Consider the following 20,444-nt stretch of genomic DNA (forward strand, 5'->3'; position numbering starts at 1 on the left):
TCACCGCCGGGACCACGACCCTGCGGAGCCGGATGACCGCGCTCGCCCGAGCCGAGCTGACGCTGCTGGGGCGCAGCCGGGCCACGCTGATCTCGGCGCTGTTCGTCCCGCTCCTGCTGCCGCTCAGCGTCCGGTCGGCGACCGACCAGATGGACCTGGCGGAGGCGGGCCTGAGCGTCGGGATGGTCATCCTCCCCGCCGCCGTCGGCTTCTCGCTGCTCTTCGCGATCTACACCGCCCTCACCAACATCTACGTCGTACGCCGCGAGGAACTCGTCCTCAAGCGGCTGCGGACCGGTGAGCTGCGCGATCCGGAGATCCTGGTCGGGGCCGCACTGCCCGCCGTCGGCATCGCCCTCGTGCAGTGCCTGCTCCTCGCGATCGGCTGCACGGTCCTGCTCGACCTCAAAGCGCCGCCCGCGCCGCACCTGGCCGTCCTGGGTGTGCTGCTCGGTGTCGTGATGTGCGTGGCGCTGGCGGCGGTCACCGCGAGCATCAGCCGTACCGCAGAGAGCGCCCAGGTCACCAGCCTGCCGCTGATGTTCGTCTCCCTGCTGGGGTCGGGCATCACCGTGCCGCTCGAAGTGCTGCCCGACCGTGTGGCGTCCGTCTGCGAACTGCTGCCGCTCAGCCCCGTCATCACGCTGGTGCGCGGCGGCTGGACCGGCGACCTGTCCGCGTACGACGCCCTGGGCGCCGTCGCCACCGCACTGGCCTGGACCGTGCTCGCGGTGTTTGCTGTACGGCGGTGGTTCCGCTGGGAACCGCGCCGATGAGGGGAGTTGAGCCATGCGGGGGCCGGGGGCCTGGTGGCGGGCGAAGAGCACACCGGCCAAGGTGGAGACGTACACGCGGTGGTCGTTCCACTCGTTCGCGGTGCTCGAGATCGTCGCGTTCGGACTGCCTTTGCTGAGCAAGGCTCCGCTGTCGCAGTCGAGCTGGCTGTTCGTCCTGGTCGGCGTGCACGCGGCACTCGGCGCGGCGACCGCGGCGCACGCACTCGACTGGGTGCGGGGCACCCGCGAGCAGCCGTTGCGGCTCATGTGGGCCCTCGGCGTGGTCAGCGTGGTGCTCGGTGGCCTCGCGTTCGCTCTCGGCGACCGTGAGAAGGACGACGCCACGGCCACCGTGCTGGGCTCGATGTTCGCCGGGGTGGTGATGTTCGGCATCGGCCTCATCACGCTCGGCATCCGCGAGCGGAAGCGCGTGCTCCACCTGATCGCGGGCTTCGCCGGCGGCTCCGGAGCACTGGCCCTCGCTCTGGGCTCGGACGCGGGCGAGGCGCTGGCCGCGACGGTCCTGGTGGTGGTCAGCACCTCGTTCTTCGCGTTCACCGGCGTCTTCTCCGTCTGGCTCCTCAGGGCGGTCTACGAACTCGACGACGCCCGCGACACCCGCGCCCGTCTCGCCGTCGCCGAGGAGCGGCTCCGCTTCGGGCGCGATCTGCATGACGTGGTAGGCCGCAACCTCGCGGTCATCGCCCTGAAGAGCGAGCTGGCCGTCCAACTGGCCCGCCGGGAACGGCCCGAGGCCATCGAGCAGATGATCGAGGTCCAGCGGATCGCCCATGAGTCGCAGCGCGAGGTGCGGGAGGTCGTACGGGGGTATCGGGAGGCCGACCTCGGCGTCGAACTCTCCGGTGCGCAGGGCGTGTTGGCGGCGGCCGGCATCGACTGCTCGGTCGACGGGGCGGACACCGCCGGGCTGCCCGGCGAGGTGCAGTCCGCGCTCGCCTGGGTGGTGCGGGAGGCGACGACGAACGTGCTGCGGCACGGGAACGCCGGTCAGTGCGCCGTGGCGCTGCGGGTGGGAGAGGGGCAAGTGGTGCTGACCGTGGAGAACGACGGGATCCGGGTGGGCGGCGGCCAGGAGGAGATGGGGTCCACTTCCGGCGCCGGATCGGGGCTCGCCGGGCTGCGGGAGCGGCTGGCGGTCGTCGACGGGACCCTGGAGGCGGGTCCGGTGGGCGGCGAGGCGTTCCGGGTGGTGGCCCGGGTGCCGCTGAGGGCTACGGGGGTCATTGGGACTACTGGGGCTACTGGGGCTACTGGGGCGGCGTACTCGACGGATTCGGCGGAGACTGCCGGCTCGGCGAAAGCGCAGGCGCAGGAAGCGGGAGCGGCGGCGCGGGGCGCGGGGGCCGTCGTCGGGTCGGCTGCGGTACGGGAGAGCACTTCATGACCGACGTGGCGGAGGCGGGGCGGCGGGTGCGGCTGCTGCTGGCCGACGACGAACATCTGATCCGGGGGGCGCTGGCCGCGCTGCTGGGGTTGGAGGACGACCTGGTGGTGGTCGCGGAGGCGGCGAGCGGGCCGGAGGCGTTGGCGATGGCGCGGGCCCACGAACCGGATGTCGCGGTGCTGGATCTGCAGATGCCGGGCGCGGACGGTGTGAGGGTCGCCACATCGCTGCGGGCTGAACTGCCGGACTGCCGCGTGCTGATCGTGACCGGTCATGGCCGGCCGGGTCATCTGAAGCGGGCGCTTGAAGCGGGTGTGCGCGGTTTCGTCCCCAAGACCGTCAGCGCGCAGCGGCTGGCGGAGATCATCCGGACCGTGCACGCGGGGAACCGTTATGTGGACCCGGAGTTGGCGGCCGACGCGATCTCCTCCGGGGACTCGCCGCTGACCGCGCGGGAGGCCGAGGTGCTCGAATTCGCCGCCGACGGTGCGCCCGTCGCGGAGATCGCCGACCGGGCCGCGCTGTCCCAGGGGACCGTCCGGAACTATCTGTCGTCGGCCGTCTCCAAGCTCGGCGTGGAGAACCGGCACGCGGCGGTGCGGCTCGCCCGCGAGCGAGGTTGGGTATAGTAGGCCTCGCGCCACGGCGCAGCGCGGACGTAGCTCAGTTGGTAGAGCGCAACCTTGCCAAGGTTGAGGTCGCCAGTTCGAACCTGGTCGTCCGCTCAGCAGAGAAGACCCCGGTCCAGTGGACCGGGGTCTTCTTCGTGTCCGGCATGCTGTGCGCTAGGGCCTGTCGTTTGGATCACGCCTGGGCCGCGGGGCTCACCGGCAGCTGTCAGTCGCCGTCGCCCGAAGCCGGCGTGATCCAAACGACGGACCCTAGCTCCAGCTCGTGCCCGTCAGGCGCTCGTACGCTTCCACGTACTTGGCTCGGGTCGCGGCGACGATCTCCTCCGGCAGCGGCGGCGGGGGCTGCTCGCTCTTGCGGTCCCAGCCCGAGGCCTCCGAGGTCAGCCAGTCCCGGACGAACTGCTTGTCGAAGGACGGCTGGGCACGGCCCGGCTCCCAGAGGTCCGCCGGCCAGAAGCGGGAGGAGTCCGGGGTGAGCACCTCGTCGGCGAGGACGAGGGAGTCGCCCTCGTAGCCGAACTCGAACTTGGTGTCGGCCAGGATGATCCCCCGGTCACGGGCGATGTCGCGGGCCCGGCTGTATACGGCGAGCGTCGTCTGACGCAGCTGTGCGGCGGTCTCGGCGCCGACCTGGCGGGCGACCTCCTCGTACGACACGTTCTCGTCGTGCTCGCCGACGGCGGCCTTGGTGGCCGGGGTGAAGATCGGCGCCGGCAGCTCCGAGCCGTCGACCAGGCCCTCGGGGAGGGCGAGACCGCAGACCGTGCGGGAGTCGTTGTACTCCACCAGACCCGAGCCGGTGAGATAGCCGCGGGCGACGGCCTCGACCGGGACCATCGTGAGCGACTTGCAGATGAGGGTGCGGCCCGCCCAGTCGGCGGGGGCGCCCGGCGGGAGCTCGGTGCTCAGGACGTGGTTCGGGACCAGGTCGGCGAGCTGGTCGAACCACCAGAGGGACAGCCGCGTCAGGACCCGGCCCTTGTCGGGGATCTCCGTCGGCAGCACCCAGTCGAACGCGGACGTTCGATCGCTGGCGACCATCACGAGGTCGCCCGCCTCGTTCTGGTACAGCTCGCGCACCTTGCCGGTGTGCAGGTGCACCAGGCCCGGAACCTGGATCGGCTCGGGCTTTTCTACGAATCCGGACACGGTTCCTCCCCGTGGTGATGTCCAAGTGGCTCGATTCTCCCGTATGAGGGCGACCGGTCCTGCCCGGGGTTGCCTCGCAGAGAGTCGGCACGGGACCTGGCAGTGCACCCGGTACGGGACTCAGTCACGTTTGCAGATGCGGTCCAGGAGGTTCGCGGTGGCTCGCTGGACCCGGGTGTCGACGTGGCCCGGTCGGTCCAGGGCGGGGGACCACGCGAACGTCCCGGACGCGAAGACCCAGGCACCGGAGGGGGCTCGGTAGAGGGAGGTCTCCTGGTGGCGGACGACGTCGTCGGCGTCCCGGTACGGGGAGTGGGCGAGGAGGATGCGGCCCTGGTGCTCGGGGAGCGGCGTGCGCGGGAAGTAGCGGTCGGCCTCACCGGCGACCATGCCCTCCAGCTCGTCGTTCTCGTGGGCGCCGGTCGCGTCCCAGAGCCAGTGGTCGGCGTTGCGCACGACCAGGGGATGGGGTTCGGGGACCCGACCCTCGTACTGGATGCCCATCAACTGCTGCTCGGGGCGGTCGATTTCGCGCCACAGTACAGGTTTGCCGGGACCCCGGCGTTTTCGGCAGGTGAGGAGGCGGTCGGGGGCCCCGGACGGGGACGGGCCCAGCTCCACCTGCCAGTACATGGTGTTGGAGGAGAGGAAAACGAGCGAGGTGCCGCCGTCCCGGGCGAGTTCGGCGGTGCGGCGCATCTGCGGCGACCAGTACTCGTCGTGGCCCGGGAACACCAGGCCCCGGTAGCGGGCCGGGTCCACGCGGCCGGAGTGCAGGTCGCGGGCGTCGGCGTAGGCCAGGTCGTAGCCGTAGCGCTCGGCCCAGCGGATGAAGTCGTAGGCGTGGCCGACGTGCAGGGGGAGGCCGGCGCCGGCGTACGGGCGGTCGAAGGAGACGGTCGTCGCGGCGTCGGACTCACCGAGCAGCCGGCCTTCCTCGTCCCAGGCGTGGTAGAGGCTGGCGCCCGTATGCCCGTCCTCCGGATACAGGTTGTACGCCTGCCAGGTGATGTCCGGGAGCAGGAGCAGCAGGTCGGCCGGGCGGTCGTCGCGGACGGTGAACGGCACGTGGGAGCGGTAGCCGTCGGCGGTGGTCAGCACCGCCACGTACGCGCCGGTGTTCCAGTAGCTCGGGATCTGCAGCCGCCAGGAGAGCCACCAGTGATGGCAGGAGACCGTACGGTCGGCCGTGAGGGGCGGGGGCTGGACGATGCCGGAGAGGCGGGGGCTCGTGGTGATCTTCGCGGCGCCATCGCCGCTGTAGTGGCCGATGCGGTAGATGTCGACGCCGAATTCCTGGGGCGGGTCGACCGTGATGTGGAAGTCGATGGATTCACCGGGGGCGGCGGCGCCGGTCGCGGTGAATCCCTTGATCTGGCGGCGCACGTCGTCGGCGGAGCGGGGGCCGCCCGGTGCGGTACGGGGAGCGGGGACGCGGGCGGGCGCGCGGGTGCGGCCGCCTTTGGCCGGGGCGTCGGCCTCCGACGGGCCCGGCTCCACGTACCAGGGGACGACTTGGCCCGTGTCGTCGAAGTACGTCACATTGCCCCGTAGCCAGGGAACGGGGCCCTGGCCGAAGGGGTCCGTCACGGCGTGGGCGAGTGCGCCCGACTCCCAACGGCGGATGTGGTGCTCCGAGCCCATGAATGGTCCCCTCCCTCGTCCCCCGTGAGCTTTCGCAAGCACTTGCTATGTACGCGATCGGTCCCAGCACATCACATTACGCACGCGCTCCGTCACCGTTCGTTGCTAATTGGCGAGAGTGTGGCGAGAGTGGAACAGAGGGCTCCGGGTGGGGAGTTGGCTCGGGTGGGCGGGGGTGTGGGCGGCCGGGGTGGTTCAGCCGTTCGCCAGACCATCCCGTGCTGCGGACCATCCCGCGCATCAGCCGTCCCATGCCTCAGACCAGGCGGACCGGTTTCTCCGGACGGACGCCGAGGCGGCGGAGCCAGTCGCGGAGGGGGACGGGGTCGCCGTCCTCCACGAGGGTCAGCACCCTGGGGGCGAGGTCGGCCGCTCGTTCGCCGCCGACCAGGAGCGAGGGGCCGTCCAGCCAGTCCAGGCCCGGGGTCGCGCCCGCTGTGTCCATCGCCGCGCAGCAGACCATCGCGGTGACGTGCTCGGCCAACAGCTCACGGCCCGTGCGGGGTGGCTGCATCGGGAACAGCGGCAGCAGTTCGTCGTCCCACAGCGCCCGATCCGGTCCCTGCGCCTCGGCGCCGCCGCCCGCGGGGGGCGCGGGAGCCGGGGCCGTGGCCTCCTCCCGCGCCAACTCGGCGGTCAGCGCGGCGGCGAGGCCTGCGGACCGGGCGTTGGCGAGACCGGGTTCGTCGTCGTCCTCACCGAGGTCGCCGTGGCCGTGGCCGTGGCCGTGGTCAGCATCGACGCCTGTGCCGTCGTGGCCGTCGTCGCCGAGGTGGGATATGTGGTGCCGGTTCGGTTCCTGGGCGGGGTTGTGTTCGCGCGCCGGGTCGGGGGCCTGAGTCGGGGTGGGGCCCGTCAGGGTCGTCAGGTGGTTCAGGACCCGGGAGAGAGTGGGACCGCCCGGGGCCGGGCCGGTGGGGTCCGGGCTCGGGTCGCTCGCGGTGTGGCTGACGCCCAGGGTGTCGAGGACGCGGTGGAGGCGGGCCGCGTCGGTGCGCCATTTGCGGTCCACGACCTCGTCCGGGTACTCGTGCCAGTCGACCGGGGACCAGTCGGCGCCGGACTCGGCGGGGCCGCCGTGGAAGAGGCGGGCCGCGAGGAGGGACGCGGCCTCGTCGACCGTGCCGGGCTCCTCGAGGAGGTCGCAGGCGGGGCGCTCACCGAGCCGGGAGGCGAAGCCCTCGGCCAGGCGGTCGCGGCGGGACAGCTCCGTGAGCGCGGCGACGACACCCGCGTCCAGACGGGACGGCCAGCGCCCCATCCGCCAGGCGGGCAGCGCGACCCGGGTGAGGAGGCGGTCCCAGCCCGCGTAGGCCAGGCCGACCTGCTCCTGGGCGACGATCCGCAGACCGTAGTCCACAGCCTGTGCACGCTCGGCCGCCGCGGCGGCGACCCCGCGCTCCATCTCCGCCGCGTGCCCCCGGCAGCCGCGCAGGAGCAGCCGGGTGACCCAGCCGACCCCCGCCAGCACCGACCGTACGAGCGGGCCGTGCGCCGGCGACAAGGTGACGGCCACGGCCGCGTCCAGTCCGCGTACGAAACGGCGGGCCGCGGCTATGTCCGGGTGCGCCGAGGGTCCCGTACCGGCGACGACCGGGGCCAGCACCGCTCGTAGCTCCCCGACCCGCATCCACCACAGGAAGGGTGAGCCGATGACGAGCACCGGGGCGGTGGGTGGGCGATGTCGGCGGGGAGAGGAGAGTCCGGGCTCCACACCTGGACGCGGGCCCGAGTTCAGACCCGAGTCCAGACCCGAGTCCAGACCTGAGCGCAGGCCGGGTGCGGATCCGCGGGCGTCCGTCATCTCGTCGGCCCGGTCGGTGCCCGCGCCGCCGGTGCCCCGCTCGGCCGACTCGGGCCCGGCGGTCCCCGCGCGGGTCGCGGGCGAGCTGTGGGACGGGTGGGTGCGGTCCTCCAGCCAGCTGTCGCAGTCCGGGGTGAGCGCTATCGCGGAGGGGTGCGGGACGTCCAGACGGTCTGCCAGGTCCCGGACCAGGCGGTAGAGATCGGGGGCCGCCTGCTCGGTGATCGAGACCGTGGGGCTCATGGCGGGCCGGGCGCGGGCGACGACGAGCGCGATACCGACGGCGGCGAGGAGCACCACGACGGCGAGGCCGGAGACCATCCAGCTCGCCATGGCCCAGCCCGGGCCGGTCAGACGGCCGGTCGATCTGCCGGCCAGCAGGACGACGGCGGCCGCCGCGGGCAGCAATGCCACGGCCAGCGCCCTGCTGCGGACCCGCAGCACGGCGAGGGCCCGGGAGCGCGCGGCCTGCGCGCCCGCCTCCTCACCATCTGCCATACCGGTCACGACCCGACGTCACCCCCTGCTGTCCCGTGTGGCGCACACCGCGACGACTGCGACGACTGCTCGTCGAAGTGGTCGCCGCCGAATGCCCTGACGTTGCTCACTCCCCCACTGTGGCACCCACCACTGACATCGCAATGCCGGTGGGCCAAGTGCCGGAACGCTTGCGCCGCACCCTAGTTGGGGGCCCGGCCGCCGTCAGCCGGATGGACCATCGCTCACTCGATGGAATGGCTTTGGGGAGAGGTGAGTGACGCCGGGCAAGGATCGGGCCCCGGATTCCGAGGGATTTTCCAGGGGTTCCTGGGGGTCTCCGAGGGACGCCGGGGCCTGAGGTTCGTACCCGTCGGTGATGCTTCGCATGCGGATGTCGCGAAGGGGGCGGATGTGTTCGGTTGTGTGTGCGGGGGGGCGCCGCAAGTCGCCGGCGCGCCCTTCAAGCCAGCGGCTTGCCCGGCAAGGGAATGGCTAGCCGGTCACGCCTCGGCCGGTCACGCTCTGCCCGTCACACGTCCGCCCGTCACGCCTCGGCCGCCGCCTTCGCCGCGATGTCCGAGCGGTGCTGGGAGCCCTCCAGGCCGATGCGGGCCACGGCGGTGTAGGCGCGGTCGCGGGCCTGCGTGAGGTCCTTGCCGGTGGCCGTGACGGAGAGGACGCGACCGCCGACGCTGACGACGTCGTCACCGGCGCGCTTGGTGCCGGCGTGCAGGACGTACGCGTGCGGGGCGTCCACCGCGGCGACCTCGTCGAGGCCGGTGATGGGGTCGCCGGTGCGCGGCGTGCCGGGGTAGTTGTGCGAGGCCACGACCACGGTGACGGCCGCGTCGGCGCTCCACCGCAGGGGTTCGATGTCGCCGAGGGTGCCGTTGGCGGCGGCGAGCAGGACACCGGCCAGCGGGGTCTTGAGACGGGCGAGGACGACCTGGGTCTCCGGGTCGCCGAACCGGGCGTTGAACTCGATCACCCGTACGCCTCGACTGGTGATCGCCAGCCCGGCGTAGAGCAGGCCGGAGAACGGGGTGCCACGGCGCCGCATCTCGTCGACGGTCGGCTGGAGCACGGTCTCCAGAACCTCGTCGACCAGCTTCGGATCGGCCCACGGGAGCGGCGAGTACGCGCCCATGCCGCCGGTGTTGGGGCCCTCGTCGCCGTCGAGCGCGCGCTTGAAGTCCTGCGCGGGCTGGAGGGGGACGACGGTCACGCCGTCGGTGATCGCGAAGAGGGAGACCTCGGGGCCGTCCAGGAACTCCTCGATGACGACCCGGCCGCAGGCGAGCGCGTGCTCGCGGGCCTGGGTGAGGTCCGCCGTCACGACGACACCCTTGCCGGCCGCGAGCCCGTCGTCCTTCACGACGTACGGCGCGCCGAAGGCGTCCAGCGCCTCGTCGATCTCCTCGGCCGTCGTGCAGACGTACGACCGGGCGGTGGGCACGCCGGCCCCTGCCATGACCTCCTTGGCGAAGGCCTTGGAGCCCTCCAGCTGCGCGGCCTCGCCGGACGGACCGAACACCGGGATGCCCGCCTCGCGCACGGCGTCGGCGACACCCGCGACCAGCGGGGCCTCCGGGCCCACGACCACCAGGTCGGCCTCCAGCCGCGTGGCCAGCGCGGCCACGGCGGCGCCGTCCAGGGCGTCGACCGCGTGCGACTCGGCCACCTCCGCGGTGCCCGCGTTGCCGGGGGCGCAGTGGAGTGCGGTGACATCGGGGTCGAGGGACAGCGAACGGCACAGCGCGTGCTCACGAGCACCGGTACCAATGACGAGGACCTTCACGGGGTCAGCCTAGCCGGAGGGGGGGGGGCTTTGTGGGGGCTTCCGAAGGGTGGGACGGCGAGGGCTTGTCGGATCGTACGACTCGCGGCGCGGCGCCCCTCGCTGCTCGTTTCGCTACTCGTTCGCGATCTCCTCGATCACCGTCGCGCCCAGCTCGCGCACGATCAGGTCGTGGCCGGAGAGGGCGGTCTCGTCGAGGTCGGGATCGTCGTCCTCGGGGATGTCGTCCTCGGGGAGACGGGCGGGGCTCGGGAGCCGGGGCGCCACGGGGCGGCGGGCTGAGCAGCCGGGGCCGACTGGTGGGGCGCGGCCGTACCGGGGATGCCGGGCGGGAGGAGGGGCCGACGCCTGGGGCGGGCCGGGGCGGGAGGACGGGGCCGGGGAGCCGCCGTAGCCACCGGCGCCCGCGCCACCGCCGTAGCCGCCGCCTCCGTAACCGCCTGCGGCCGGGGCGGGAGACCCGTATCCACCGGGGGTGGCCGGTGGGGCCGAGCCGCCCGAGGTGTCGATGACGGCCTCGATCTTCCAGTGCACGTTGAACTGCTCGGCCAGGGCCGCGCGCAGGACGTCCTCGCTGCCGCTGCTCGCGAAGTTGTCGCGGGCGCCCGCGTTGACGAAGCCGATCTGCAGGGTGGTGCCGTCGAAGCCGGCCACGTGGGCGTTCTGGCTGAGGAGGATCCAGGTGAAGCGGCGGCGGTTCTTCACCGTCTCCAGGATGTTGGGCCAGAGCGTGCGGGGTCGGGTCCGCCGGGGCCGGGTTGTAGGAGGTGGCCGGGGTCGGGCCCGCCGCGGAGGAGCGGGCTGGGCGTACGCCGGGGGCGCGGCCGCGGGTGCGGCCGGGCCGGGGTGGGCACGGACTGGGCGCCGGGCGCGGAGCCGCCACCGGCGGGCGCGGCGGTCGGCCATCCGCCGGGTCGGCGGCCGCTGCCCGCGGCGGCCGGGTGGGCCAGGAGCCGGGAGCGGCGCCACCGGGGCGCCCGTCGCGTTGGGGTGGGCGGGGGCGTGGAACCCGCGCTCGGCTGGGCGTGCGCGGGAGTGGTGGGGCCCGGCAGGGCACCGCTCGCAGCGGCGGCCGGGGCGACGGGCGCACCCTCGTGGGGTGCGGCCGGGCCGGCTGCCGGTGCTCCGGCGGCGCCGCCGGAGCCGTACCCGTCCGAACCCGAACCCGAACCCGAATTCGAACCCGAGCCGGGAACGGGGCCGTGGCCGGCACCCTGCGCGCCCTGTGCTCCGCCGCCGTGACCGGAACCGGGAGTGGATCCGGCCCCCGCACCGCGAACCGCGGCCCGAGCCGCCGCGGGCCCACCGCCCGGCGGAACCTGCGCGACGGCCGGAGCCTGGGCGCCGTGCGGAGCCGAGGGGGCCTGCGGACGCGCAGCCATGCCCACGGGCTGGGCCGCTCCCCCGTGCGCGTCGGGCCCGGGCACGTAACCCATGGCTGGCGCCGAGCCGCCGCCGGAGAAGTTCACCCCTCGTTCCAGGCGGTCCAGGCGGGCCATGACGGACCGTTCGTCGCCGTAGGTGGCGGGGAGGAGTACCCGGGCGCAGATCAGTTCGAGCTGGAGGCGGGGCGAGTTGGCGCCGCGCATCTCGGTGAGGCCCTCGTTGACGAGGTCGGCGGCGCGGCTGAGCTCGGCGGCGCCGAAGACGCCGGCCTGGGCCCGCATCCGCTCCAGGACCTCGGCCGGAGCATCGATGAGGCCCTTGTCGATGGCGTCCGGCACGGCGGCCAGGATCACCAGGTCCCGCAGCCGCTCCAGCAGGTCGGCGACGAACCGCCGCGGGTCGTTGCCACCCTCGATGACGTGGTCGACGACCTCGAAGGCCGCGGCCCCGTCCCCGGCGGCGAAGGCCTCGACGACCGAGTCGAGCAACGACCCGTCCGTGTAGCCGAGCAGCGATGTGGCCATGGCGTAGGTCACGCCCTCGTCCGTCGCGCCCGCCAGCAGTTGGTCCATGACGGACATCGAGTCACGCACGGAGCCGGCTCCGGCGCGCACGACCAGGGGGAGGACACCCTCCTCGACCGGGATCTTCTCCTTGCCGCAGACCTCGCCGAGGTACTCGCGGAGCGTGCCGGGCGGGACGAGCCGGAACGGATAGTGGTGGGTGCGCGACCGGATGGTCCCGATGACCTTCTCGGGCTCGGTGGTCGCGAAGATGAACTTGAGGTGCTCCGGCGGCTCCTCGACGACCTTCAGCAGCGCGTTGAAACCGGCCGACGTGACCATGTGGGCCTCGTCGATGATGTAGATCTTGTACCGGCTGCTCGCGGGTCCGAAGAAGGCCTTCTCCCGCAGCTCACGGGCGTCGTCCACGCCACCGTGCGAGGCGGCGTCGATCTCGATGACGTCGATCGACCCCGGTCCGTTGCGGGCGAGGTCCTGGCAGGACTGGCACTCACCGCACGGCGTGGGGGTGGGGCCCTGCTCGCAGTTCAGACAGCGGGCCAGGATGCGCGCGCTGGTCGTCTTCCCGCACCCGCGCGGCCCGCTGAACAGGTACGCGTGATTGACCCGGTTGTTCCGCAACGCCTGCTGCAGCGGGTCGGTGACATGCTCCTGCCCGATGACCTCGGCGAACGACTCCGGGCGATAACGGCGGTACAGCGCGAGAGACGACACGCATACGAGGTTATAGGCGCCCACTGACAACCCGGCGCCCGAGACGACGAAGACCCCTCACGCACCCGCCAGAGCCAACCTACCCTTGCTGCCTTCCGGCCCTGGGGGAGTTCAGTCAGATAGCGCCGCGTGAGGGGCTGACCCCAGCCTACCCGATCCCCGGGGACCGCCGACCCGCCTCCCCACCCCTCGCCCCCACATCGCCCGCACCTTGATCACCGGCCCTCGAACGAGTTCGCAAGCACCCTCCGCCGTCATGTAATGTTTCCGACGGAGGATTCGCCTAGAGGCCTAGGGCGCACGCTTGGAAAGCGTGTTGGGGGCAACCCCTCACGAGTTCGAATCTCGTATCCTCCGCCAGTGCCTCACCGGGCACGATGTCGAAGGGCCCCACCGTTCGCGGTGGGGCCCTTCGACGTGCGTGGTCTCAGTTTTGGTCTCAGTTGGGGCTACTGGACGGTCATGAACATGCGCGACCACGCCTGTGGTGCGGGTGAGTCCGAGGCCCAGTCGGGGGCTCTCCTGCGCCACGTGCCTGTTGCCGGAGGCACACGGAGGCTGGACTCCGCTGGGCCGCCATGGAGCCACGCATCCGAGCAGTTGCGGGAGGTCCTCTGGCGGGGGTGCCCACAGATAGCCTTGAGGTGAGGCTCGTTCAGTGAGCCAGGACGAGAGGAACGCATGGCTGCAGCCGCCCCCGACGAGGTCGAGTACGGCGAGGTCTTCACCCGTCGATGGGTCGTCGAGACGATTCTCGATCTGGTCGGCTACACCGTAGACAGAGACCTCGCCCAGATGAAGCTCGTTGAGCCGTCGATCGGATCTGGAGCGTTCTTCGTCCCCATACTGGAGCGACTGCTCGAGTCTGCAAAGGTCCATGGCACGGAACTGTCAGAGCTGGCTGACTGTCTGTACGGTCTTGATCTGCAGCACGAGCACGTCACTGCCTGCCGCAAGAAGTCGACGGACATGCTCCAAGCCGCTGGGGCAAGTCCTGCACAAGCCCAAGCCCTGTCTGCAGGCTGGCTGCGTCACGGCGACTTCCTTCTCGACGACGTACCGACGGCTGTCGATTTCGTGATCGGCAACCCGCCCTACATCCGCACCGAAGATCTCGATGACGAGACCGAAGCCGCCTATCGCAAGACATGGCGGACGATGCGTGGGCGGGCGGACATCTACGTGGGCTTCTACGAGCGTTCGCTGTCCATGCTCGCGAGCGACGGGAAGGTCGGGTTCATCTGCGCGGACCGTTGGATGCGAAATGCCTACGGGAAGCACCTACGGGGTCTCGTGACCTCACGCTACGCGGTCGAGTCGGTGTGGCAGATGCACGACGTGGACGCATTTGAAGCAGAGGTCTCGGCCTATCCGGCGATCACTGTACTGGCCAACTCCAAGCAGGGCAGCGCCACGTTCATCGACACCACTGGCGCGTTTGGAGCGGCCTCCGCGAGCGAAACTCTGTCGTTTGTGCAGAGCGGGGTGGAGGAGGCTTCGGGCCAGGGCTGGGAAGGCGCGCGCCTTCCGAGCTGGTTCGACACCGACGACTTCTGGCCCACAGGATCTCCTCACACCATCAAGGTGCTGGAGCACCTACAGGAGACGTTCCCGACGCTTGAAGCAGACGGCACGACGAAGATCAGCATCGGGGTCGCGACTGGAGCTGACAAGGCTTACATCATCAGCCCAGAGGCTGGCAACGACATCGAGCAAGATCGGCTGACGCCCATCGTCATGGCCGACGACATCCGTACAGGTCGCCTCACGACGCCTTCGAAGATGCTGCTGAACCCGTGGGACGGCGAGGGCAGGCTCGTGGATCCCGCGGACTACCCGAAGTTCGCGGCCGCGCTCGCGTCGCACCCGAACGTCAAGCAGCGCTTCGTCGCAAGGAAGAACCCGAGCACCTGGCACCGCACCATCGACAAGGTCTACCCGGGCCTCGCCGAGCGGCCGAAGCTGCTCCTTCAGGACATGAAAGCCCAGATCACACCAGTACTGGAGCCGGGCGGCTATTACCCGCACCACAACCTGTACTACATCGTCTCGTCGTCGTGGGATATGGAAGTGCTCGGCGGGCTGCTGCTGTCTCGGATTGCAGAGGCTTTCGTGAGCGCCTATGGCGTGAAGATGCGTGGCGGCACGCTGCGGTTCCAGGCGCAGTACCTACGGAAGATCGCCGTTCCGCGCCCCGACACAATCCCTGACGACATCGCCTCCAGGCTCCGTGACGCGTTCCGCGCCGGCGACAGGGCGGCTGCGACGCGTGCGGCCGAAGAAGCGTACGGGCTGCCCGTCGGCAGCATCTGAATATTCGGAAAGAAGAAGAGGGGGCCATGAGCGATCTGACACCTGTCGAGACCTGGCGCGCCGCTGTTCTCGGTTACTGGAAGGGCCTGGACCTACAGGCCGCGAAGCAGGGTCAAGCGACCGGGGTCAAGGACACCGGCAATCGCGCAGCCGTCACCGGCGGCAAGCAGATGGACGCGATGCAGGAAGTCGTGGCGAAAATTTGGCGCGCCGATCCTGACATCAGCCTTGAGGTGCGCACGACCGGTCACAACCATCTGCCGGCGTACTTTCGACCGGCGAAGAACTGGGATCTCCTGGTGCTCTACCGCGGCTCCCTGATCGCGGCGCTGGAGTTCAAGTCCCAGCGAGGCCCCTCGTTCAGCAACAACTTCAACAACCGGACGGAGGAAGCCCTCGGGCTCGCGGCCGACTCCCAGATGGCCGCAGAGCGCGGCCTGTTCGGCAAGCTGAAGCCCTGGTTCGGTTTCATCATGCTCGTAGAACGCGCGCCGAAATCACTGACCAAGGTCGAGTTGCCCAAGAACATGCCGTTCCCGCCGGACCCAGTCTTCGAGGGGGCGTCGTACATAGGGCGGTACAAGATCTTCTTCGAACGCATGGTCAAGGAGGGCAACTACGACGCTGCTGCGCTACTCACCGCCGAGGCGGGCAGCGAACACTTTATCGAGCCGTCGGTGAGCTTGTCGTTGGCCAATCTCGAGGCAGCCATCCGTGCACGCATCGCCTACGTCAAGACGCTGCCGGACGATGTATTCGACGCATTGACACACTGAATCGAGCCGTCCGAGGGCGTCGGTGATCACGTAGGTCCAGGGCCAGTACCGGGCGCGGGAGCGGGCACGGGAGGAGGCGGCAGGACGCGGGGCGGGCGCGGGAGGAGGCGGCGGGACCGGCCCCGGGGCGAAGGTGCGCTTCCACTGCGGCCATGTATCGCTCGCGGACATCCGCCAGCGCCCGCAGGTCGACGACCGACGTCGGGATCACCATCGCCGGGTCGTCCGCCACAGGGGGCGATTGCCACGCATCCTTCATGCTCTGCCCGGCCACTGTCCGGGTGCGGGCGACGAGTTCGTCGTACGCGGCGCCCACCTCCGGAGCCTCGAAGCGGACCCACGCCTCGTGCCAGGTCAGTCTGGACTGGATCTCTCGCAGCTGCTCCGACAGGCGGACCCGCTCCTCGGCGGCAGCGTCCGCGCGGCGGCGCCGCACGGCGTAAGCCATCTCCGCGTACTGGATGCTCGCCTGGTACGCGCTCGCGAACAATTCCTGCTTCCGCTCCTGCAGCTGGGCGCGACGGCCAATCCGCGCCTGGACGCCGAGGACGAGGCCGGTCACGAGTGCGGCGAAAACGGCGGCGTAGGGGCCGAAGACTTTGATCGCGTCAGCCAATGATGTGGTCCTGTTCGTCGAGGCCCGGCGAACCGTGGCCGTGGGGTGCTTCGAAGCCCGGCCAGATGTTGGTGGCACGATAGGCAGATTCCCATCGCAGATGGCGGACGATGATCGCGACGAGGACCCGCCCGCCGTCACCGGGCGACCACCGGCGCGAGGGCGCGTCCTTCGGGTACCAGAGGCACAGGGAACCGTCGGGGTTGCGGTGGGCGGGGCAGTCGGGTCCGCGTGCGTGGACGCGGGGGGGCTGCCGGATCGCCGGGGGCGAAGACGATGCGGAGACTGTGTAAGGGCAGGATCCGCACGTGCGGGTAGACCTGGATGGTGAACCCGGACGCGAAGTCGGCGGGCCTGTCCACCTCGCGCACGTCGAGCCCCGTTGAGCGCATCCCGGTCAGCAGCTCGGTGCGGGCCATGGGACGGGCGAACCAAGGACGGCGTGCGGGACGCCGGTCACCACTCAACGGCCGTGTCCTCCTGCCACGAGCGCGTCTTGGGCAGGAGCAGGCTCGCTCCCGCGAGACCGAGGCTGGCGGTGGTGCTCAGGGGCGTGGAGGCGGCGGAGAAGGCGTGCTCGCGTTCACGCATCGTCTTGGGGAAGAGGTGCTCCAGGACCTCCGTCACCGTGTCAATGTCGTCGGGGTCGGCGATGGCCTTCGCGAGCCTGTCGGCGGCGACCCGTAGCCGCCGCTCGGCATCCGCGTCGGGGATCAGCGGCTTGAGGTCGGGCGAGACGGAGCGCGGATCCTTTGTCGGCTCGCCGCGCTGAAGGCGCAGGGCGGCCTCCAGCAGCACCGTGTGGACGGCGCTGACGAGGCCCATTCTCGGCTCGACGAACTCGTAAGCCCAGACGGAGAGTTGGTGTGAGGAGAAGCCCGGCTTCGTGGCCTGAGCATTCCACGCCTTGAGGATGCGGATGGCGCGGCGCCGGGTGCGCCGCAGGGCGTCGGCGCCGGACGTCAGCAGTTCCACGTGGCCCTGGGGGTCGCTGGCACTCCAAGCCTTCTTGGAGCCGGGGGCCCGCTCCAGGTCGGGGATCCACAGCCCGCGCCCCTCGCGGCGGCGCAGCGCCACGATGAGATCGACCGTGACACCCGTGCCGTTGACCGGAGCGCCGAAGTGAATCTTGAGGCCCCGCCGGGACGTGCACACCCGCGCCTTGGGGTAGGACGGGGTGCGCTCCGGGTCGCGGAGCCTCGGACCGATGAACGCGACGAGTTCGTCGGTGACGGCGTGCGGGGCCTCCCAATCGCCGTCAGGACCGAGCTCCGGGTGCCGGACGCGGTCCAGGATGATCCCGCCGTCCCCGTCGCTGACCGCTCCCGCGTGCGGCTGAATGTGGGTGCCAACGGGGATCGAACCCGAACTGTACGACGTACGGCCCTCGGGGTGCTGCTCGGCCAACTTGCGGGCCAGCGCGAGACGTTCGCGCGTCGCCGTGAGGACGTCGGGATCTACGTTGATAAGGGTAAGCAGGTCGTCGAACTGCTTGTGCAGATGTGCCATGACCGTTCCTTGCGGGTGGAGAGGAGCGAGGTGCGTGGACAGACGGCCGGCACGGGTGTGTGCCGTGTTCCGAGTCTGACGCACACCACTGACAACGCCCCCGCGCTCAGCGGGGGGGGGGTTGTAGCCCAGCGCGGCCCGGTCGATGAGACGGTCACCGAGATCACGGACCGGAGCCGCCCGCCGGGTCTCACAACTCCCCGGAGTCATCGGGTGCTTCCTTGCCTTGGGCCAGGATCCGGCCTCCGACGAAGACCACACCGAGAGCGAGCGCGGAACCAACACCAACCATGGTCTTCTTCAGTAGCCCGTCCACGTGGCGCTTGTGCTCGGTGTCCTTCTGAGAAGCAAGTCTTGCCGTTTCCTGGATGAGTTCGAGGAGGTGCTTCCGCTGCTCCCAGGTCAGCTCGCCCCTGTGGAGTTCCCGCTCGAAGATCTCCCGGTTCTCCCGGAGGGCCTGGTAAACCTGATCCAGGCTATGCCTGCCGTCCGCGAGAGTGGCCTCGTGGGCCTTCTCGATGGCGCCGAAAGCATCCGTGGCAAACTTCCTGAACTCGGGGAACTGTTCGACGATCTTCATGGCCACTTCGGTGTCCATGTCAGGCATCATGGCCGCGAACCTGACCGCCTTCTCCTTAGAGAGGTGTCTCCAGGTGTCGATACCGAGTGCGCGCATGATCTCGGCTTCGTTCTTGTACTTCATGCTGTGGGGCCTCCATTGCTCTTCTTCGCGGCGCGTTCTTCCGCGCTGCGGGCCGCTAACTCTGCCCATCGCCGTACGTGGCGGAATTCCGCGCCCGGTCCACTGCCTGAGCGCACGCCTCCCCATAGGCCGACGAGACCGCGTCCTCGTCCGTGCCACGCACGTGGGCCTCGATCTCCTGGCCTGGCCGACGAGAAGTGTGCCAGCGCACCGGCAGGTCCGTGTACAGATCGGGCTCGAAGTCCCACGCCCACGTCGACCATCGGGCAGGACTTCCGACGTTGAGCCGTTCACCTCCCGTCAGGAACACGGCATGAGCGTGGTGCACCATCCGGCGGTCGGGAATCTCGTGGCGGATGAGCTGGGCTCCGCCTCCCGCCTCCCAGCGTTCCCGCCCCATCTCCTCGACCTGTGCAGACTGGCCGGGCCGGTCCTCGCTCCACTGGGCAACCACTCGCTCCGCGTGCTGGCGGGCGGCGAAGGCCAAGCGTCGGCCGCCGAGGTCGGCGAGGTAGACCGTTGAGTCGACCGCGGCAGGGCCGGAGCGCACGGCGGCACGGGAGCCAGCCTCCTCCGCGACGTCCGCAGGCACGGCCCAGAGCAACGCTCCGATCTTGGCGGCGGTCTGCTGCAGGACGGGGCCGGTCATGTGCTGGTAGCGGCGGCGCATCCGAGCGGACTTCCCGGACTCCCAGCCCATGATGCTGTCGACGACGGCGTCGGAGATCCCGAGGATGAGCAGGACCGTGGCCGCCGTATGGCGGGCGTCGTGAAGGCGGCCGTCGCGCACCCCCGCCGCCTTCAGAAGGTCCTTCCACCGGTGAAAGTCGGTGTTTGGGTTCAAGGGTTCGCCGACCGGCGAGGTGAAGACGTACCCCTTCTCCGTCCAGAGGTCCCGAGCGAGAGCGCGCTCTTGGCCCTGGTCCTCCTTGTGCCGGCGGAGCAGGGCCATCAGCTCGTCCGGAACGCCGATAGGCCGCTGACCGGCTCGTGATTTCACGCTCTTGGTCTCACGCCGGACGTTGATCTTCTGCGGGCAGTAGCCGGGCTTGCGCCCGCAGCGGTTGCCACAGCCGTGCTCGTAACGGGGCCGGAGGCGGCCCCGTCGGACACGGATGACTCCGAGCTCGAAGTCAATGTCGGCCCACTGCATGCCGAGGGCCTCGCCCTGACGAAGACCGAGCGCGAGGGCGATGACCCAGCGGGCCGCATTGCGGTGCTTTCCCGCCTCCGCCAAGAGGCTCTTGACCTCCTCGACCGAGTACGGCTCGACTTCGTCCTCTTCCAGACGCGGTGCCTTCGCGGTCGTCGCCGGATTCCGGACAGCGTGCCCACGGCGCACAGCTTCGTTGAGCGCGGTACGAAGGGTGCGGTGCGCCTGGTGGGCGGTGCCGGCGGCGCTGCCGTTCGCCTGCATCTTCCGGTAGAAGCGCTCCAGGTGCTCCGCTTCCAGCTTCTCCAGGCGGTGGGCGCCCAGGCCGGGGATGAGGTGGTGGTAGACGGCCACGCGGTAGCCGTCGATGGTGTTCTCGCCGACGCTGGGCGCGGCGATGTTCTCGACCCAGTGGGTCAGCCATGTTTGGACCGTCCAGGTCTGGCCGGCCTTGGCAACGCCGGTGGAGTCGCGCTGCTTCTCCAGTTCGCGCACAACCTTCGTGACCTCAGCACGCGTCTTGCGGCTGACGTGGCGGCGGTCAGGGGTGCCGTCGTCCTTGACGCCGACGGTGACGCGGCCGTGCCAGCGTCCGTCCTTGCCGAGGTAGATGGACGAGGCGCCGTTGGGCTGGCGGGACGTGCTGGGCTTCTTGGGCTTTGCCATGCGCGCCCGCCTCAGGCCGCGGCGTCGAAGTCCGAGGCCCGAAAGCGACGGGCTAGGAACTCACCGACCGCCTCGGCGGGTATGCGGCGCAGGCTACCGATCTTGACGGAACGTATCTCCCCGGAGGAGACGTACTCGTACAGCTTGGTGCGGCCGATGCCGATCCGGCGGGCGGCTTCGGCGACGGTGAGGGCGACCAGGGTTGTGTCGCCGGCAGTTCGCCGCTCGGCCATCAGGGTGCGCAGGGCGTCTTCGGGGACGTCCAGGAGCTGGGCTATCTGGGATATGGGCAGGGCGGGCTGCGACAATGGGGGCTCCTCCCGCCGGCATCGCGGCGTCGCGGGAGCGGCAACTCCCGTCGGCCTGGCCGGTGGCGTCGTTCAGGGATGGATGGTT

The 20,444-nt window shown here is 70.7% G+C and carries 16 protein-coding genes, 2 tRNA genes and 1 other RNA gene; 7 read left to right on the forward strand and 12 right to left on the reverse strand.

The window, feature by feature from the left end; translation table 11 throughout:
* Window positions 1-32: 32 nt before the first annotated feature.
* From E4N62_RS22890 to E4N62_RS22905, 4 genes are all read left to right on the forward strand, one after another.
* Entirely contained in the window at window positions 33-776 is a 744-nt protein-coding gene (locus tag E4N62_RS22890; protein WP_230217221.1) for an ABC transporter permease, read from the forward strand.
* 13 nt (window positions 777-789) lie between these two features.
* Window positions 790-2,181, forward strand: a complete 1,392-nt coding sequence (locus E4N62_RS22895) for a sensor histidine kinase (protein WP_230217223.1) — start codon at window positions 790-792, stop codon at window positions 2,179-2,181.
* Window positions 2,178-2,810, forward strand: coding sequence for a response regulator transcription factor (locus E4N62_RS22900; RefSeq protein ID WP_230217225.1), 633 nt, complete (start codon window positions 2,178-2,180; stop codon window positions 2,808-2,810). The genes E4N62_RS22895 and E4N62_RS22900 overlap by 4 nt, the downstream gene beginning before the upstream one ends.
* A gap of 23 nt (window positions 2,811-2,833) precedes the next feature.
* Window positions 2,834-2,906, forward strand: a tRNA-Gly gene (locus E4N62_RS22905).
* Window positions 2,907-3,062: 156 nt separating this feature from the next.
* Here the strand turns inward: E4N62_RS22905 and E4N62_RS22910 are convergent.
* The 7 genes from E4N62_RS22910 to ffs all read right to left on the reverse strand — a co-directional run bounded on the left by E4N62_RS22910 (window position 3,063) and on the right by ffs (window position 12,454).
* A complete protein-coding gene (locus tag E4N62_RS22910) occupies window positions 3,063-3,962 on the reverse strand; it encodes a phosphoribosylaminoimidazolesuccinocarboxamide synthase (RefSeq protein ID WP_230217227.1) in 900 nt (299 codons plus the stop codon).
* 120 nt (window positions 3,963-4,082) lie between these two features.
* Entirely contained in the window at window positions 4,083-5,606 is a 1,524-nt protein-coding gene (locus E4N62_RS22915; RefSeq protein WP_230217229.1) for a N,N-dimethylformamidase beta subunit family domain-containing protein, read from the reverse strand.
* Between the two features lie 256 nt (window positions 5,607-5,862).
* A complete protein-coding gene (locus E4N62_RS22920; protein WP_230217231.1) occupies window positions 5,863-7,908 on the reverse strand; it encodes a hypothetical protein in 2,046 nt (681 codons plus the stop codon).
* Between the two features lie 526 nt (window positions 7,909-8,434).
* Window positions 8,435-9,688, reverse strand: a complete 1,254-nt coding sequence (gene purD, locus E4N62_RS22925; protein WP_230217233.1) for a phosphoribosylamine--glycine ligase — start codon at window positions 9,686-9,688, stop codon at window positions 8,435-8,437.
* 114 nt (window positions 9,689-9,802) lie between these two features.
* On the reverse strand, window positions 9,803-10,393 hold the full coding sequence (locus tag E4N62_RS49565; RefSeq protein WP_374117042.1) for a DNA polymerase III subunit gamma/tau: 591 nt from the start codon (window positions 10,391-10,393) through the stop codon (window positions 9,803-9,805).
* Complete coding sequence (locus E4N62_RS22930) at window positions 10,390-12,312, reverse strand: DNA polymerase III subunit gamma and tau (RefSeq protein ID WP_374117043.1); 1,923 nt, start codon at window positions 12,310-12,312, stop codon at window positions 10,390-10,392. Before E4N62_RS22930 ends, E4N62_RS49565 begins: the two co-directional genes overlap by 4 nt.
* A gap of 45 nt (window positions 12,313-12,357) precedes the next feature.
* Window positions 12,358-12,454, reverse strand: an RNA gene (gene ffs / locus E4N62_RS22935) — signal recognition particle sRNA small type.
* A 130-nt stretch (window positions 12,455-12,584) separates the two neighbouring features.
* Between ffs and E4N62_RS22940 the strand changes: the two genes are divergently transcribed.
* From E4N62_RS22940 to E4N62_RS22950, 3 genes are all read left to right on the forward strand, one after another.
* A tRNA-Ser gene (locus tag E4N62_RS22940) sits at window positions 12,585-12,672 on the forward strand.
* 321 nt (window positions 12,673-12,993) lie between these two features.
* Window positions 12,994-14,625: an Eco57I restriction-modification methylase domain-containing protein gene (locus E4N62_RS22945; protein ID WP_230217235.1), complete on the forward strand. Its 1,632-nt coding sequence runs from the start codon at window positions 12,994-12,996 to the stop codon at window positions 14,623-14,625.
* Window positions 14,626-14,651: 26 nt separating this feature from the next.
* Window positions 14,652-15,401 (forward strand): PaeR7I family type II restriction endonuclease, encoded by a 750-nt coding sequence (locus E4N62_RS22950; protein ID WP_230217237.1) that lies wholly within the window; start codon window positions 14,652-14,654, stop codon window positions 15,399-15,401.
* Here E4N62_RS22950 and E4N62_RS22955 read toward each other — a convergent pair.
* The 5 genes from E4N62_RS22955 to E4N62_RS22975 form a co-directional block, all read right to left on the reverse strand.
* A complete protein-coding gene (locus E4N62_RS22955) occupies window positions 15,358-16,017 on the reverse strand; it encodes a hypothetical protein (RefSeq protein WP_230217239.1) in 660 nt (219 codons plus the stop codon). The genes E4N62_RS22950 and E4N62_RS22955 overlap by 44 nt on opposite strands.
* 456 nt (window positions 16,018-16,473) lie before the next feature.
* Window positions 16,474-17,526: a hypothetical protein gene (locus tag E4N62_RS22960; RefSeq protein ID WP_230217241.1), complete on the reverse strand. Its 1,053-nt coding sequence runs from the start codon at window positions 17,524-17,526 to the stop codon at window positions 16,474-16,476.
* A gap of 190 nt (window positions 17,527-17,716) precedes the next feature.
* A complete protein-coding gene (locus E4N62_RS22965; RefSeq protein ID WP_230217243.1) occupies window positions 17,717-18,229 on the reverse strand; it encodes a hypothetical protein in 513 nt (170 codons plus the stop codon).
* Window positions 18,230-18,284: 55 nt separating this feature from the next.
* Window positions 18,285-20,048 carry a site-specific integrase gene (locus E4N62_RS22970; protein WP_230217245.1) on the reverse strand — a complete coding sequence of 588 codons (1,764 nt, stop codon included), beginning with the start codon at window positions 20,046-20,048 and terminating at the stop codon, window positions 18,285-18,287.
* Window positions 20,049-20,059: 11 nt separating this feature from the next.
* Window positions 20,060-20,356 (reverse strand): excisionase family DNA-binding protein, encoded by a 297-nt coding sequence (locus E4N62_RS22975; protein WP_230217247.1) that lies wholly within the window; start codon window positions 20,354-20,356, stop codon window positions 20,060-20,062.
* Window positions 20,357-20,444: the final 88 nt, after the last annotated feature.

Source organism: Streptomyces sp. MNU76 (assembly GCF_020982545.1).
Classification (GTDB): domain Bacteria; phylum Actinomycetota; class Actinomycetes; order Streptomycetales; family Streptomycetaceae; genus Streptomyces.

Excerpts from the sequence above, each read along its gene's own strand:
- E4N62_RS22890 (WP_230217221.1), top strand. The coding sequence starts at position 33 with ATGACCGCGCTCGCCCGAGCCGAGCTGACGCTGCTGGGGCGCAGCCGG.
- E4N62_RS22895 (WP_230217223.1), top strand. The coding sequence starts at position 790 with ATGCGGGGGCCGGGGGCCTGGTGGCGGGCGAAGAGCACACCGGCCAAG.
- E4N62_RS22900 (WP_230217225.1), top strand. The coding sequence starts at position 2,178 with ATGACCGACGTGGCGGAGGCGGGGCGGCGGGTGCGGCTGCTGCTGGCC.
- E4N62_RS22915 (WP_230217229.1), bottom strand. The coding sequence starts at position 5,606 with ATGGGCTCGGAGCACCACATCCGCCGTTGGGAGTCGGGCGCACTCGCC.
- E4N62_RS22920 (WP_230217231.1), bottom strand. The coding sequence starts at position 7,908 with ATGGCAGATGGTGAGGAGGCGGGCGCGCAGGCCGCGCGCTCCCGGGCC.
- E4N62_RS22945 (WP_230217235.1), top strand. The coding sequence starts at position 12,994 with ATGGCTGCAGCCGCCCCCGACGAGGTCGAGTACGGCGAGGTCTTCACC.
- E4N62_RS22950 (WP_230217237.1), top strand. The coding sequence starts at position 14,652 with ATGAGCGATCTGACACCTGTCGAGACCTGGCGCGCCGCTGTTCTCGGT.
- E4N62_RS22960 (WP_230217241.1), bottom strand. The coding sequence starts at position 17,526 with ATGGCACATCTGCACAAGCAGTTCGACGACCTGCTTACCCTTATCAAC.
- E4N62_RS22965 (WP_230217243.1), bottom strand. The coding sequence starts at position 18,229 with ATGAAGTACAAGAACGAAGCCGAGATCATGCGCGCACTCGGTATCGAC.
- E4N62_RS22970 (WP_230217245.1), bottom strand. The coding sequence starts at position 20,048 with ATGGCAAAGCCCAAGAAGCCCAGCACGTCCCGCCAGCCCAACGGCGCC.